This is a genomic window from Nesiotobacter zosterae, from assembly GCF_033843645.1.
GTDB lineage: Bacteria > Pseudomonadota > Alphaproteobacteria > Rhizobiales > Stappiaceae > Pseudovibrio > Pseudovibrio zosterae.
Window position 1 is genome coordinate 1 of sequence record NZ_JAWXVZ010000007.1, and the last position, 14,351, is coordinate 14,351.

The following is a 14,351-nucleotide window of genomic DNA, read 5'->3' on the forward strand; positions in this document are numbered from 1 at the left end:
ACCGCGGTCAACCAAAGGGCAAATGGCTCAAAAAAACAAAACAAACCAAAAACCCAAATAATCTTGCGTAACCTTACTAGCACACCAAAATACATAACCTCATATCCGGTATACTACAGAAGCAACAAAAACGAGCAAAATGGAAACGGAAAAGTACAAGAAAAACAACAAAATCGATCACAAAAATTCCTCTATTTATCAAGGGGATGGCTCAAGCTCCTTGGGTTGCCCTGATGGCAATGAGGTTTGAAATCGGCTTCTGCGGCCATTTGGCTCGTCGTCAGTTTCCAACTGGAAATCACTGTAAAAAAATAGATTTTCTCGCTGCTGGGCCCATTCGGGACAAAATTTGTGAATCGGTTTGTATTTCACTGATTGGGATCGCCGCGCGGGTTGATTTGGACGTAAATTGGATCACCTGAGATGATTGGTATTGATCATTTCAGATATATCACGTGTTCACGAGGCCGTAGTCGGCGCTCGGACCTCATGGGTTGCGGCTGTTGGCATGGCCGAGCATTGGTGTGATGCTCGTTGCAATCTCCGGGGAGGCCAATACGTGCTTTTGATTCATCTGTTGAGGTCAGGTCAGGCATTGTGCGGCGCACATAATTCACAATCACCCGCAATCTTGACTGTAATTAATCGTCGATTGAAGGGCGGCTTGTGAAATATAAAATGTCAAAAATGCATCTTAGACTAATAAAATAACTTTAAGTATTGCCCTTCGGGGTTTAGGTATTAATACCGGTGCTGTTTTAGATATATTTGAGTTGACAGTTTCGCCATTTGTTTATTGAATGGAACTCATCTGCTGGCGTTCTTTCTACAAGACGCAAGATGTGAGGAGCAGGTTATGAGATCCGCAGAGCTTTTTGCTCAGAAGAATGTATATTTTTACAAGGCGTGGTTTACGCAAGACATTATGCTTGCCTACGACTTCCCACGTCGCGCGGTCTAATCATTTAAAGTCCCCAATCAATACATAGCGATTACTAGAGATTCATGAGTCCATGAAGGCTGCTTTGCGTCTTTGCACGTTGGTACGCCCTGAGGCTCGGAAAATCTGTGCTGTGTGTTGATGCGCGATGGGAAGTAAATCCAACAATTTGACTGAGTAACCACGCCACTCGCGTGAAGAAAATTAAATGAATTCTCGCATTTCTGTGCTGTGGGAGCAGTACATTGATGCTTGATCTTCGACGAGGATAGTAAGATGAAGCGCATTCCTGAGCCATTCCGCATCAAGATGGTTGAACCAATCAAGATGACAAATCGCGATGATCGCGAAAAGGCCCTTGCAGCAGCGGGCTACAACCCGTTCTTGCTGAAGAGCGATGATGTGTACATCGACCTTTTGACTGACTCCGGCACTGGTGCCATGTCCGATTACCAATGGGCAGGCATGATGATGGGTGATGAGGCTTATGCCGGTAGCCGCAACTACTACAACCTTGAGGCTGCTGTTCATCACTTCTTCCGCTACAAGCACGTGGTTCCAACACACCAGGGCCGTGGCGCTGAGCAGATTTTGTTCCCAGCGCTGATCAAGCGTATGCGCGACGTGCGTGGCGGTGAGAACCCAGTTTTCATCTCCAACTACCACTTTGATACCACGGCTGCGCATATTGAATTGAACGGCGCGAAGGCCATCAACGTGGTCACGGAAAAGGCTTATGACACCACTTCCTATTATGACTGGAAGGGTGACTTTGACCTGGACAAGTTGGAAGCGGAAATCAAGAAGCACGGTTCGAAGAACGTTGCGGCGATCATCACCACAGTGACGTGTAACTCTTCCGGTGGTCAGCCTGTTTCAATGGCCAACATGCGTGCGGTATATGAACTTGCTGCCAAGAACGACATTCCGGTCGTGATTGACTCCGCACGCTATTGCGAGAACGCATACTTCATCAAAAAGCGTGAAGCTGGATACGAAAACCACTCCATTACCGACATCATCCGCGAAATGTACTCCTACGGCGACATGCTGACCATGTCCGCCAAGAAGGATCCGCTGGTGAACATCGGTGGCATGTGCGCGATCCGTGAGAAGGAAGATCTGTTCCGTGCGGTTCAGACCCTGTGCGTGCCAATGGAAGGTTTCGTAACTTACGGCGGTCTGGCCGGTCGTGACATGGAAGCGTTGGCTCGCGGCATGCATGAAGGGGCGGACGAAGACTTCTTGCACTACCGCATCTCACAGGTTGAGTACCTGGGTGAACGCCTGCGCGCAGGTGGCGTGCCGATCCAGTATCCAACGGGTGGTCACGCTGTGTTTGTTGATGCGCGTAAGATCGTGCCGCACATTCCCGGCGATCAGTTCCCAGCGCAAGCGCTTTGTAATGCGCTTTACCTGGAAGCCGGTGTGCGTCCGGTTGAGATCGGTTCCTTCTTGTTGGGCCGTGATCCAGAGACCGGCAAGCAGAAGGAGTCACCGCTTGAACTGATGCGTCTGACCATCCCACGCCGTGTCTACACCAACGACCATATGGACTACATCGCTGACGGTCTCATCGAGGTCGTCAAGAATGCCGAAAAGCTGAAGGGCCTGGACTTCGACTATGAACCGCCGGTCCTGCGTCACTTCACCGCTCGGTTAAAGCCTGTGAAATAAGGCACTTAGGGGAGGCACCTATGGGAATGTGCCTCCCTTTTCATTATCAATCATTACTTCATGGGAGAGAAGTAAGATGACCGACGTTACTGAGGCCAAAGCTGCTGGCCAATCCAAAGTAAGTCCATCGTTTCTGGGAGGTGCGATGATCATTGCCGGTACGGCGGTAGGGGCAGGCATGTTCTCTGTTCCAACCGTGAGTGCGGGCATGTGGAGCATTTGGGCGATCTTCGCGCTCGTGTTCACTTGGTTTTGTATGCTGCATTCAGGTCTGATGATCCTGGAAACCAATCTGAACTACCCAGTCGGTTCGAGTTTCGATACAATGGTGAAAGACACCCTCGGGAGCGGGTGGAACATCATCAACAACCTTTCTGTGGCCTTCGTCGGCTACATTCTGTGCTACGCCTATATTTCTGGCGGCGGGTCCATCGTGAACCACACATTGATGGCAACCGTCGGTGTTGCGCCTCCGCAGATAATTGCGGGCTTCATCTTTGCTTTGGGCCTTGGGGCATTCGTTTGGTATTCAACCAAGGCTGTTGACCGATTCACCACCATTCTGATTGGCGGTATGGTCATCACCTTCGTGATGTCCGTATCTGGTTACACCTTTGAAATGAAGGCCGATGTCTTCTTTGATACCGGCAACGATCAGAGTGTTCTCAGCTACTTCCCGTATATGTTTGCGGCGCTGCCATTCTGCTTGGCCTCCTTCGGTTTTCACCACAATGTGCCGAGCTTGATGAAGTACTACGGCAAAGAGCCGCGCAAGATTGTCAAGTCACTGGCATTGGGCACCGGTCTGGCGCTGTGTCTTTACATCGTCTGGCTGTTTGCCACCTTGGGTAACATTCCTCGGCCTGAGTTTGCACAGGTCATTGCAGAGGGCGGCAACATCGGTGTTCTCGTGGATGCTCTGGGCCGGACCGTAGAGAACGTCTCTGCTTCCAACCTTCTGTCTGCTTTCGGCAATATGGCCGTGGCCAGTTCGTTCCTCGGTGTGGCGTTGGGCCTTTTTGACTTCCTCGCCGACTTCTTCAAGTTCGACAATAGCCGGGCGGGCCGGACGAAAACGGCTGCGGTGACCTTGATCCCGCCGATCATCGGTGGCCTGTTCTTCCCGAACGGTTTCATCATCGCAATTGGTTTTGCCGGTCTGGCAGCAACAATCTGGGCTGCAATCGTCCCTGCTTTGATGGCCAAGGCCAGCCGCGAGAAGTTTGGTAACCCACAGTTCCGTGTGTGGGGTGGTACGGCATTGATCTACCTGATCATCGCATACGGCCTCCTGATCGCAATCAGCCATATTCTTGGCATGATGCACCTGTTGCCGGTCTATCCATAAGGAAATGGCTCTAGTGAAAAGGGGAGGTGTACTGTGAAGGGTGTTCTGTCTATTCAGTCTCATGTGACTTTTGGTCATGCCGGGAACAGTTGCGCCGTATTTCCAATGCAGCGCATGGGGCTGGAGGTCTGGCCGATCCACACGGTGCACTTCTCCAATCACACCCAATACCCTGAAGGGTGGCGGGGGCAAGTGATGCCAACGGAACAGATTGCAGAGATTTTTGAGGGGCTTGTTGGGCTGGGTGTCCTGCAGAACGTCTCTGCCATCCTGACGGGCTACATCGGCGATGCTTCACAATGTGATGTCATTGCCGACATTGTAACCCGTGTAAAAGCGGAGAACCCTGAGTGTCTTTATCTGTGTGATCCCGAAATGGGCTCGCCAGAGAAAGGATGTGTGGTGAGTGAAGGCGTTGCTGAAAGCCTCATCCACACTTTAATGCCCCTGGCAGATATCTTGGTCCCAAATCAATTTGAGCTGACGCAGTTTGTCGGTCGCCCAATTGCAACTTTAAAGGATGCATTTGAGCTATGCCAAAGCGCGCGTGAGCTGGGTCCGGATATTGTCGTTGCGAAGCATTTGCATTGCATGTCTGAGACGGAGTTCTCAATGGTCATGGCGACCGGCGAGGGAACCTATCTGGCGCAGCGACCGCATTTGACCTTCGAACGCCAGCCTGTTGGCGTTGGGGATTTAATTTCAGCAGTTTTCATGGCCGGCTTGCTCACCGGCCGCAGTCCTCTGGCTGCTTTTGAGCATACCCATAACGCCGTTTACGGTGTCCTTAAAACTACTCAGGCGCTGGATGAATGGGAGCTTCAAACCATTGCGGCACAACGCGAATTTGATGTTCCAACCAGCCAGCTCCGTGCACAAAACATAATGGAGACAACTTCATGATCTCAATCGATACTAAAGACGCCCCTGCCGCTATTGGTCCATATGTTCAGGGTGTAACTCTGGGCGATCTGGTCATCACTTCTGGTCAGCTGCCAATTGATGTCGCTACCGGCGAAATGCCTGCGACTGTTGAAGAGCAGACCCTTCAGTCTCTGAAGAACGCTCTGGCAATCGTTGAAGAAGGCGGCCTGACCGTACGCGATATCATGAAGACAACTGTTTTTGTGAAGGATCTCAACGACTTTGCAAAGGTGAACGAAGTTTACGGCAAGTTCTTTGAAGACCGCGAAGCTCCGTTCCCAGCACGTTCTTGCGTGGAAGTTGCACGTCTTCCAAAGGATGCGCTGGTCGAGATCGAAGTTCTGGCATACCCACGCGGCTAATCCGCTTGTCGGTATGATGAGGCGTCAGGCTCCAAGATAGCCCTTTGGGCTGGCGTTGGTCGGTAAAGCCTGACAGCTTTGATGGAAAGTCTCCGCCATTTATTATGGCGGGGACTTTCTTTGCGTATCTCAGGAGAGCGCGCTGACGATGTGATGCTCCACTAAGCAGCATCCGTGCACTGGTCAGCAGCGCAGGTGTCGGCGAAAGACCAATGACCCGAACGGGTCGCGGGAGGCCTGTCTACCGGTGTGGCCTCTAAGACTTTAGCGCTTCTCTGTCAAAATGACCTCGAAACCTTCAAAGTGCGGTCCTTCAAGGTACATGTGCTTGCGATCGCCCGCTCCCTTATGAGCGGCACGGAAGGCTTCAGAACGGGTCCAGGCAATGAAGTTCTCTTCGCTGTCCCAAACAGTGTGTGATGCATACAGCGTATGGTCCTCGTGTGCCGCGCCCTTCAGCATGTTGAACTCAAGGTAGCCCGGCACTGTGTTGAGGTGCCGCTCGCGGGATATCCAAACGTCTTCAAACTCTTCTTCATGCCCACGGACAACCTTGAAGCGGTTCATTGCGATGTACATGCCTAAATTCCTATTTCATTGATCGGTTGATGCTGGCAACAGGGCGAAGTGATGTAACATCCCGGTTAGCTGGCGTTCCCTCTAACAGGGTTCAAGGGGTTTTGGTGATGTGTGCTGCGCCCTTGGTCCAGCGGGTATTGTGTTTGAGGCTCAACAAGGGCGTTGATTTCTTATTTAAATATGAGTACTAAAGTCAAGAAATAACTTGCGAGCGACTCGCAAGAGAGTGCGTAGGTGCGAGTTGAGGCTTCTCAAATCAACCCCAAGCTGGAAACAGATTGTGAGGACGATTTATGAGACCTTTTACTGCCTGCGCCCTTTTCAAAAGATCAGCAGCATTTGGTTTAGTGGCCATCCTTGTTCTGCTTGCGCTTCCTCAGGCTTCATTCACCGCGAACGCGCAATCAGAATCAAGGGTGGTCGCTATCGGTTCCTCTGCCACGGAGATTGTTTATGCTCTGGGCGAAGAGGACCGCTTGGTCGCAGTCGACACCACCAGTTCCTACCCAGAGGCGGCAACAAAGCTGCCCAATGTGGGCTACATTCGTGCCCTGAGTGCTGAAGGTCTGCTTTCCGTTGAGCCGGAGCTGGTGTTGATGATGGAAGGGGCCGGTCCTGCGGCAACGCTGGATGTGCTGAAAGCGTCGGCAGTCCCACTCATTTCCATTCCAGAGGGCTTTTCCAAGGCCGCAATCATCGAAAAGATCCGCGTGATTGGTGAAGCGCTTGAGGTTGAAGATAAGGCGCAGGTACTCGCCGCTAAGGTGAGTGCTGATATGGATGCAGCAATCAACGATGCAGCCCAAAGCGGTGCAAAGCCCAAGGTGATGTTCGTGCTCTCAATTGCTGGTGACCGGCTGACCGTTGCCGGAACCGACACGGCGGCAGAGGCAATCATAGAGCTGGCCGGCGGAGAAAATGCCATGACAGGTTTTTCTGGCTATAAGCCTGTGGTCACTGAAGCTCTGCTTTCCGCTAAGCCTGACGTGGTCTTGATGATGGACCGTCACGGCGGTGCAAACATGAAGGAAACTCTCAACAGCTTCGCGGCTTTGAAACAAACTCCAGCGGGTCGTAACCAAGCCTTTATTGCCATGAACGGCGCGTATCTGCTGGGCTTTGGTCCACGCACAGCCGATGCCATTCGTGAGCTATCTGCGCAACTCAAAGCCTCCGCGCCAAAGGGTTAGGGAGGGTTGCAGTCATGGCATCTGTTGCAGAGAGCTTTGATAATTCATCGGAACTTGGGCAAGGAGCAACCAGGAACCCGAGAGACTTTTGGAAGTCGATCTGTTTGCCATCGCTTGTTGTCGTGTTTGCTGTCGTGATGATTTTGTCCGTCGCCATTGGGCCCACGTCGGTGAGTTTTGGCGCGCTTGGACGTTGGCTGGTCTCTTTGGTTGGCGGTGAGGCGCTTTCTCTCAGAGATCATGTGGTGCTGTTTGATATTCGGATGCCGCGAACGGTACTGGGTGCGTTGATTGGTGCGTCGCTGGGGGTAGCGGGTGCCATGATGCAGGGGTTGTTCCGCAACCCTCTTGCAGATCCAGGGCTTATCGGCGTTGCCTCCGGATCCAGCCTGGCCGCTGTTTCAGTAATTGTGTTGGCGAGCCATTTGCCGGTGGCTCTGGCGGTGCACGCTGGCACCTATCTGCTTCCACTTGCTGCATTTTTAGGGGGACTGGTCACCACCCTTGTTCTCTACAAGGTGTCCACCCGCGGCGGCGAGACATCAATCGCAACCATGTTGCTTGCAGGGATAGCTCTGGGCGCGCTGACTGGGGCGGTAACTGGGCTTTTGATCTTCAAGAGTGATGATGCTCAGCTGCGTGACTTCACGTTCTGGAGCATGGGCAGCTTGGGGGCTGCGACATGGCAACGGGTGCTCTCGATCTTGCCATTCGTTCTGGCATTGTTGTTCTCAATTCCGTTTCTTTCCAAAGGCTTGAATGCACTTTTGTTGGGGGAAGCAGAAGCCTTCCACATGGGCTTCAACACGCAGAAACTGAAGCGAATTTTGATCATCGTGGTCGCCGCGGCGACGGGTGCGGCGGTTTCTGCGGCTGGCGCAATCGGGTTTGTCGGCATTGTCGTGCCGCATCTGTTGAGGCTTCTGATCGGACCGGATCACCGCTTGCTGTTGCCTTGTTGTGCCTTGCTCGGCGCGGCATTGTTGGTGGCGGCGGATATGGTGAGCCGGAGCATCGTTGCGCCTGCGGAGCTGCCGATCGGCATCATCATGGCGGTGATAGGGGCGCCCGTATTCCTATCCATCTTGCTCGGCCGACGTTCATTGATCAGTCTTTAACGGGGCAGATGCATGTTTTCTACACAAGGAATTATGGTGGTGCGCGGCGGCAGAACCTTGCTGAGCCAAGCCACCCTTGCCGCGCCAGCGGGCGTATTCACCGCTATCATAGGCCCGAACGGAGCCGGAAAGTCCACACTTCTCAAATGCTTAAGCGGCGAGCTGCATGCGGATCAAGGCTCCGTCATGTTGGATGGCAAACCGCTCTCCAGCTATCGTAGCGAGGAAATTGCCGCGCGGCGGGCCGTGTTGCCTCAAGCTTCGACCCTGTCGTTTCCCTTTACGCTTCGCGAGGTTGTTGCCCTCGGCATTCGTTCCGGGGCTTCATCCCAACCGATTTACGACGTGGATGGGCGCGTTAGCGAAGCGCTGGAGCGTGTTGGGTTGGGGCATTACCCCGATCAGCTTTATGCCTTGCTTTCCGGAGGAGAAAAGCAACGTGTGCAGTTAGCACGTGTTCTTTGTCAGGTTTGGGAGCCTGTGAAGGATGGAATACCTTCGGCGTTGTTCCTGGATGAGCCGACCTCGAGCCTTGACTTGAAGCATCAGATTAGCGTTCTGGAGCTGGCGCGGGACTATGCGACAGCGGGGGGCTGTGTCGTTGCTGTTCTCCATGATATTGATTTAGCAAGTGTTTATGCCGATCACGTGGTGGTCTTGAAGCAGGGGCGCGTTCATGCTTCCGGCGCGCCTGAGGTGGTTGTAACGCGGAAAATGTTGAGCCAGGTCTATGGCCTCAGTGACGAGATGATCGAGCTGAAATGGGGAATGAAGCAGCTCGCCTGAGGCGCTTCCTTGTTTGCGTTGACCATACGTAGGTTTTGCACGGAATTGAAAGAAAACGTGATTTTTTGCATGATTGCCTGTCTGGCCTGAAACGGCTTAAAACAGGCGGGCGGTTCGGAGCGCGTTGCGGCGTCGGATTGTCGAGCGAAATGCAAGAAACGACCGGACAATGATGTCGCTTATTCTCTTACTCACCCAGCAGATGTGCGTGTACCTGGTGATCGTCTACCTGGTGAGCAAGACGCCGTTCTTCAAGGTGCTGACAGAGGCCTCGCCGCGTCTGCCGCACAAGGTCGTCATCTACATCGTGTTCTCCGGCTTCGGGATCATGGCCACCTATTTCGGTGAACAGATCAACGACGCCATCGCCAACACACGTGTGATGGGTGCCATCATGGGCGGCCTGTTGGGTGGTCCGGTAACCGGCTTCTTCGTGGGGCTGACTGCGGGCATCCACCGCTATTCATTCGGCGGCTTTACCGATCTCGCCTGCGCAATCTCGACCACCATGGAAGGCCTTTCCGCGGGTCTGATTGCCTATTACTTCCGCAGTATTGGCCTTAACGCCTTGCGGTTCAAACCCCTGTTCGTGTTCTGGTTCACCGTGTTCATGGAGATGATGCAGATGGCCATCATCCTGCTGGTGGCCAGACCGTTCGACCAGGCGCTGGAACTGGTGCTGCAGATCGCGCCGTCGATGCTGATCGTAAACTCCATCGGAACGGCGTTGTTCATGAGCATGGTGCGTGACCAAAAGGCCATGTACGACAAGCTGTCTTCTTCCTTTACCAATCAGGCCATGCGCATTGCGGAGCGCTGCGTCGGGGTGCTGGCCAAGGGGTTTGATGAAAAGTCCTCAGCAAAAGTCGCGCAGATCATCATTGAAGAGACCAAAGTGGGCGCTGTTGCGATTACCGATCGCAAGAAGCTGCTGGCTTTCATCGGCATAGGTGACGATCACCACATCCCCGGTCGCCCGATCTCCTCTCAGCTGACCATCGACTGCATGAAGTACAACCGCGTCATGTTTGCTGATGGCGTGGACTTTCCCTACAGCTGCTCGCTCTCGTGGAACTGCCGTCTTGGTTCCTGTCTTGTGATTCCGCTTACCAGTGACAGTGAGGTGATTGGCACCATCAAGCTGTATGAAGCACGCAACAAGATGTTCTTGAACATCAACCGCACGCTGGGAGAGGGGATCGCCAAGCTTCTCTCCAACCAGATCCTCTACGGCCAGCTGGAAGAAAAGCAGCACCTGTTAACGCAGTCGGAATTGAAACTGTTGCAGGCGCAGGTCAACCCGCACTTTCTCTTCAATGCGCTGAACACCATCGCCATCATTACGCGGCGCGACCCTGAAAATGCGCGTAAACTGTTGCTCCAGCTTTCCAAATACCTGCGCATCAATTTGAAGCGAACCACCGGTCTGGTGTCGTTGTGCGATGAACTGGATCACATCGATTCCTATTTGAACGTGGAGAAAGCGCGTTTCAGCGACCGTCTGGAAATCAACTTTGATATTCCCAACGAGCTGCATTTGGTCAAACTGCCAGCGTTCACGCTGCAGCCGATCATTGAAAATGCGGTCAAGCACGGCATCTCACAGATGATGGGGCCGGGCACGGTAACCGTAACTGGGGCGCAGCACGACGATGTGCTCGAGTTGTGTGTGGAAGACAATGCTGGTTTGTTTCAGCACAAGCCGCAGAGCGAGGGGCTTGGGCTCAATCTGGTTGATAAACGGCTGAAAAATCAGTATGGCCCGGAATATGGGTTGGAGATTGAGTGCGAGCCTGATGTGTCTACAAAAGTGCATATCAGACTGCCGATGACTGTGCCGGAGATGGCTTAATGATCACATGTCTGATTGTCGATGACGAGCCCTACAGCCGCGAGGAGCTTGCGGACCTGCTCTCTCAAACCCCGGACATCGAGATCATCGGCCAGTGCGGCAATGCCATTGACGCGCTGTCGGTCATTAACAAGGAAAAGCCGCAGCTCGTTTTTCTGGATATTCAGATGCCCCAGATTTCGGGCATTGAACTGATCGCCATGCTCGACCCCGAGACCATGCCCCGCATTGTCTTTGCCACTGCCTATGATGAATACGCCATCAAGGCCTTTGAGCACCACGCTTTTGATTACCTCCTGAAGCCGATTGATGAAGAACGGCTGGCGAAGACCTTGCAAAAGGTGCGCCGGGATCTAGCCCCTCGCGTCATGGCGGAGATCGTGCCGCAAACCCTGACACACCTGCCGTGTTACCTTGGCAACAAGCTCAAGGTCGTACCGGTGTCAGCGGTTGAGTACATCTTTACAGACCTGAGCGGCGTTCATGTTGCGACCAGTCAGGACTACGTCCATACCCAGCTTACCTTGAAGGTTCTGGAAGAAAAAACGCCGCTCGTGCGCAGTCACAAGCAGTACCTGATCTCGCCGGAAGCCATTTCTGAAATTGTCCTTTTGGAGTCCGGCGCAGAGGCCATTACGCACTCTGGAACCAAAGTTCCCATCTCTCGTAGATACTTGAAATCACTTAAGCAATTGTTCGGTTATCACTGATCAGTAGATTCTACTAGGCGCGATTCCAGCCAATTTTCGCCGACCGCTTAGGCCCTATTTCGACCGCTTAAGGGCTCTTTTCGACCACTCATGAGATCCTCCAAACCCCGCTAGATAAACCTTGATAAAAAATGCGTGAGGTTTTCATTAGGAGGATGAAAGATGCTGTACTTTCTCGTGTGTATCGCGCTGCTGATAGGCGGATACTTCATCTACGGCGCATTTGTTGAAAAAGTGTTTGGTGTCAAGCCTGGTCGTCAGACACCTGCATTTTCCAAGACGGACGGCGTGGACTACGTCCCGATGTCCAAAAAGAAGGTTTATCTGATCCAGCTCCTGAACATCGCTGGCGTGGGCCCAATCTTCGGCCCGATCCTCGGTGCCATGTATGGCGCATCTGCCATGCTCTGGATCGTTGTCGGCTGTATCTTCGCTGGTGCAGTACACGACTACTTCTCAGGTATGCTTTCTGTTCGTAACAACGGTCAGTCTGTACCAAACCTGGTCGGCAAGTATCTTGGCACAAACGCAAAGCATTTCATGAACGTCTTCGCGATCGTTCTGCTGCTGCTCGTTGGCGTGGTCTTCATTTCCGCTCCAGCAGGTCTGCTTGCCAAGCTCACCGGCATGGACATGATGATCTTCCTTGGCGTGATCTTCGTGTACTACCTGGTCGCAACAATCGTTCCTGTCGACAAGATCATCGGTCGTCTGTACCCATTCTTCGGCGCACTGCTGCTGTTCATGTCTGTTGGTCTGACGCTGGCACTCGTATTCTCTCCTGACCACACTCTGTTGCCAGGTGTTGAATTGGGTAACTTCTTCCAGAACAACCACCCAAGTGACATGCCACTGTGGCCAGCGCTGTTCATCACCATTGCTTGTGGTGCGATCTCTGGCTTCCACGCAACTCAGTCTCCTTTGATGGCACGTTGCATGGAGAATGAATCCAACGGTCGGTTCGTATTCTACGGCGCAATGATCGGTGAAGGCATCATCGCTCTGCTGTGGTGTGCGATTGCCCTGTCTTTCTTCGGCGGCGTCGAAGGTCTGCAGGCAGGCATGGGTGGTAGCCCGGCTAACGTAGTGTACGAAGCATCTAACGGCCTGCTTGGCGCAGTTGGTGGCGTACTGGCTATCCTCGGTGTGATCGTACTGCCAATCACTTCTGGCGATACTGCATTCCGCTCTGCACGTCTGATCCTCTCTGAGTTCTTCAACATGGACCAGAAGGTAATTGCAAAGCGCCTGATGCTTGCTATCCCACTGTTCATCCTGGGCGGCATCCTGACCCAAGTGGACTTCGGTGTGATCTGGCGTTACTTCGGTGTTGCTAACCAGGCAACCGCTGCAATGATGCTCTGGACTGCTGCTGCATACCTGCTGCGTCATCACAAGCTGCACTGGATCTGCACCATCCCAGCAACCTTCATGACCACCGTTGTCGTGAGCTTCATCGCAAGCTCTGCAACCCTCGGCTTCGGCCTTCCAATCGGCATTGCAACAGCAATCGGTGTTGTCTCTGCAATCGCAATCGCCGGGCTGGTCATTGCGAAAGCAAAAGGCAAGGTAGTGGACCCAGAGGACGTTGCAGAAACTGCATAAGCCCCAGTCCATTCACCAAAAAACGCAGCGCGCCGGTCATCGGTGCGCTGCTTTTTTGTATCTAGGCTCTATGTTTCATTGCGCGCCCATGCGTTTGGCTGCATGTTGCACGCTATCTCTATCAAGAATTGAAAGTTGTCATGAACATAGATCTGCTACGCCGCCTTTGTGAAACACCGGGTGTTCCTGGTCATGAACATAGAGTTCGCGAGCTCATCCTGAAGGAAATCGAGGGCCTGTTTGATGAAGTGCATACCGATGCGCTGGGATCCCTCATTTGCCGTCGTGCTGCACGCAAGCCTGCGGCCAATGGCGAGACGCCAAAAAAGGTAATGCTGCTTTGTCATATGGACGAGATCGGCTTCCTCGTCTCCCACATCACTGACAAGGGCTTTATCTATGTTCAGCCGGTTGGTGGCTTTGATCCGCGTAACCTGTTTTCCCGCCGTGTACTGGTCTCGACGGACGAAGGGGACCTGAAAGGGGTGATGAACCCGGGCGGCCGCCCCATTCACACCGCAAGCGCAGAAGAGCGGAAGAAGATTCCGGAAGTGACCGAGTTCATCATCGATCTGGGCCTTGGAGAAAAGGCAAAGGACGTGGTCAAAGTCGGTGACATGGTGACACTTGATGAACCGCTGATCGAAATGGGCGAAAAGGTCGTTTCCAAAGCGCTGGACAATCGTGTTGCCTGCTGGCTTGGCATCGAGGCCATCCGGGCTCTCGGAGAAGCGGAGCACGCCTGCGAGATTTATGTTGCCTTCACCTGTCAGGAAGAAGTTGGCCTGCGGGGTGCAAAAGCGGCGGCCTATGCGGTGAAGCCGGACATTGGCTTTGGCGTTGATATCACGCTGTCTTGCGACACGCCGGGTGTGGCCGAGCAGGAGCAGACCACTCAGCAGGGCAAAGGGTTCGGATTGCACGTGAAAGACAGTGCGTTCATTGCGGATCTGGGGCTTGTGAAGGAAGTGGAACAGATTGCCATTGAAGAAGAGATCCCATACCAGCGCACCATGTTGAAGGGCGGCGGCCAGGACGGCGCGGCAGCTCAGCAGGCTGCAGCAGGCGCAAAAGCTGTCGGTATCATGGTGGGCACCCGCTACGTTCACACCGTGACGGAAATGATTGATCGCACGGATCTGCTTGCAGCGCGGGACATTCTGGCGGCCTATCTCAAGCGCCACTAGCAGCGAAAGAGAGACGCCCACGGGGCGGATTTCTCTGCAGCTTATTAAATGGAGCGCAGCGCATCGGTTCCCG

General features: G+C 53.4%; 13 protein-coding genes. 12 read left to right on the forward strand and 1 reads right to left on the reverse strand.

What is annotated here, in order from left to right:
- From Q3Y58_RS11515 to Q3Y58_RS11535, 5 genes are all read left to right on the forward strand, one after another.
- The coding region (locus tag Q3Y58_RS11515; protein ID WP_319622324.1) for a hypothetical protein at nt 1-234 on the forward strand (234 nt) is incomplete at its 5' end.
- 982 nt (nt 235-1,216) lie between these two features.
- Nucleotides 1,217-2,617, forward strand: a complete 1,401-nt coding sequence (locus Q3Y58_RS11520) for a tryptophanase (protein WP_274219591.1) — start codon at nt 1,217-1,219, stop codon at nt 2,615-2,617.
- 76 nt (nt 2,618-2,693) lie between these two features.
- Entirely contained in the window at nt 2,694-3,965 is a 1,272-nt protein-coding gene (gene mtr, locus Q3Y58_RS11525; RefSeq protein ID WP_319622325.1) for a tryptophan permease, read from the forward strand.
- Between the two features lie 33 nt (nt 3,966-3,998).
- Entirely contained in the window at nt 3,999-4,868 is an 870-nt protein-coding gene (pdxY, locus tag Q3Y58_RS11530; protein ID WP_319622326.1) for a pyridoxal kinase PdxY, read from the forward strand.
- Complete coding sequence (locus Q3Y58_RS11535) at nt 4,865-5,251, forward strand: RidA family protein (RefSeq protein WP_274219594.1); 387 nt, start codon at nt 4,865-4,867, stop codon at nt 5,249-5,251. The genes pdxY and Q3Y58_RS11535 overlap by 4 nt, the downstream gene beginning before the upstream one ends.
- A 264-nt stretch (nt 5,252-5,515) precedes the next feature.
- On the opposite strand, the gene Q3Y58_RS11540 is transcribed toward Q3Y58_RS11535, so the two are convergent.
- Complete coding sequence (locus Q3Y58_RS11540; RefSeq protein WP_319622327.1) at nt 5,516-5,830, reverse strand: antibiotic biosynthesis monooxygenase family protein; 315 nt, start codon at nt 5,828-5,830, stop codon at nt 5,516-5,518.
- Between the two features lie 347 nt (nt 5,831-6,177).
- On the opposite strand from Q3Y58_RS11540, the gene Q3Y58_RS11545 reads away from it, so the two are divergent.
- The 7 genes from Q3Y58_RS11545 to Q3Y58_RS11575 all read left to right on the forward strand — a co-directional run bounded on the left by Q3Y58_RS11545 (nt 6,178) and on the right by Q3Y58_RS11575 (nt 14,278).
- On the forward strand, nt 6,178-7,020 hold the full coding sequence (locus Q3Y58_RS11545; RefSeq protein WP_319622328.1) for a heme/hemin ABC transporter substrate-binding protein: 843 nt from the start codon (nt 6,178-6,180) through the stop codon (nt 7,018-7,020).
- Nucleotides 7,021-7,034: 14 nt separating this feature from the next.
- The gene (locus Q3Y58_RS11550; protein WP_319622329.1) at nt 7,035-8,138 is read left to right on the forward strand and encodes a FecCD family ABC transporter permease; all 1,104 of its coding nucleotides are present in this window, start codon (nt 7,035-7,037) and stop codon (nt 8,136-8,138) included.
- Nucleotides 8,139-8,150: 12 nt separating this feature from the next.
- Complete coding sequence (locus Q3Y58_RS11555; RefSeq protein WP_319622330.1) at nt 8,151-8,924, forward strand: heme ABC transporter ATP-binding protein; 774 nt, start codon at nt 8,151-8,153, stop codon at nt 8,922-8,924.
- 169 nt (nt 8,925-9,093) lie between these two features.
- Entirely contained in the window at nt 9,094-10,776 is a 1,683-nt protein-coding gene (locus Q3Y58_RS11560) for a sensor histidine kinase (RefSeq protein WP_319622331.1), read from the forward strand.
- Nucleotides 10,776-11,486: a two-component system response regulator BtsR gene (btsR, locus tag Q3Y58_RS11565; protein WP_274219599.1), complete on the forward strand. Its 711-nt coding sequence runs from the start codon at nt 10,776-10,778 to the stop codon at nt 11,484-11,486. The genes Q3Y58_RS11560 and btsR overlap by 1 nt, the downstream gene beginning before the upstream one ends.
- A 162-nt stretch (nt 11,487-11,648) precedes the next feature.
- Nucleotides 11,649-13,091 carry a carbon starvation CstA family protein gene (locus Q3Y58_RS11570; protein ID WP_319622332.1) on the forward strand — a complete coding sequence of 481 codons (1,443 nt, stop codon included), beginning with the start codon at nt 11,649-11,651 and terminating at the stop codon, nt 13,089-13,091.
- 140 nt (nt 13,092-13,231) lie between these two features.
- A complete protein-coding gene (locus tag Q3Y58_RS11575; protein WP_319622333.1) occupies nt 13,232-14,278 on the forward strand; it encodes a M42 family metallopeptidase in 1,047 nt (348 codons plus the stop codon).
- Nucleotides 14,279-14,351: the final 73 nt, after the last annotated feature.

Bases quoted from the DNA above. Each gene is read 5' to 3' on its own strand.
- Q3Y58_RS11520 (WP_274219591.1), top strand. From the start codon at position 1,217: ATGAAGCGCATTCCTGAGCCATTCCGCATCAAGATGGTTGAACCAATC.
- mtr (WP_319622325.1), top strand. From the start codon at position 2,694: ATGACCGACGTTACTGAGGCCAAAGCTGCTGGCCAATCCAAAGTAAGT.
- Q3Y58_RS11535 (WP_274219594.1), top strand. From the start codon at position 4,865: ATGATCTCAATCGATACTAAAGACGCCCCTGCCGCTATTGGTCCATAT.
- Q3Y58_RS11540 (WP_319622327.1), bottom strand. From the start codon at position 5,830: ATGTACATCGCAATGAACCGCTTCAAGGTTGTCCGTGGGCATGAAGAA.
- Q3Y58_RS11550 (WP_319622329.1), top strand. From the start codon at position 7,035: ATGGCATCTGTTGCAGAGAGCTTTGATAATTCATCGGAACTTGGGCAA.
- Q3Y58_RS11555 (WP_319622330.1), top strand. From the start codon at position 8,151: ATGTTTTCTACACAAGGAATTATGGTGGTGCGCGGCGGCAGAACCTTG.
- Q3Y58_RS11560 (WP_319622331.1), top strand. From the start codon at position 9,094: ATGATGTCGCTTATTCTCTTACTCACCCAGCAGATGTGCGTGTACCTG.
- btsR (WP_274219599.1), top strand. From the start codon at position 10,776: ATGATCACATGTCTGATTGTCGATGACGAGCCCTACAGCCGCGAGGAG.
- Q3Y58_RS11570 (WP_319622332.1), top strand. From the start codon at position 11,649: ATGCTGTACTTTCTCGTGTGTATCGCGCTGCTGATAGGCGGATACTTC.
- Q3Y58_RS11575 (WP_319622333.1), top strand. From the start codon at position 13,232: ATGAACATAGATCTGCTACGCCGCCTTTGTGAAACACCGGGTGTTCCT.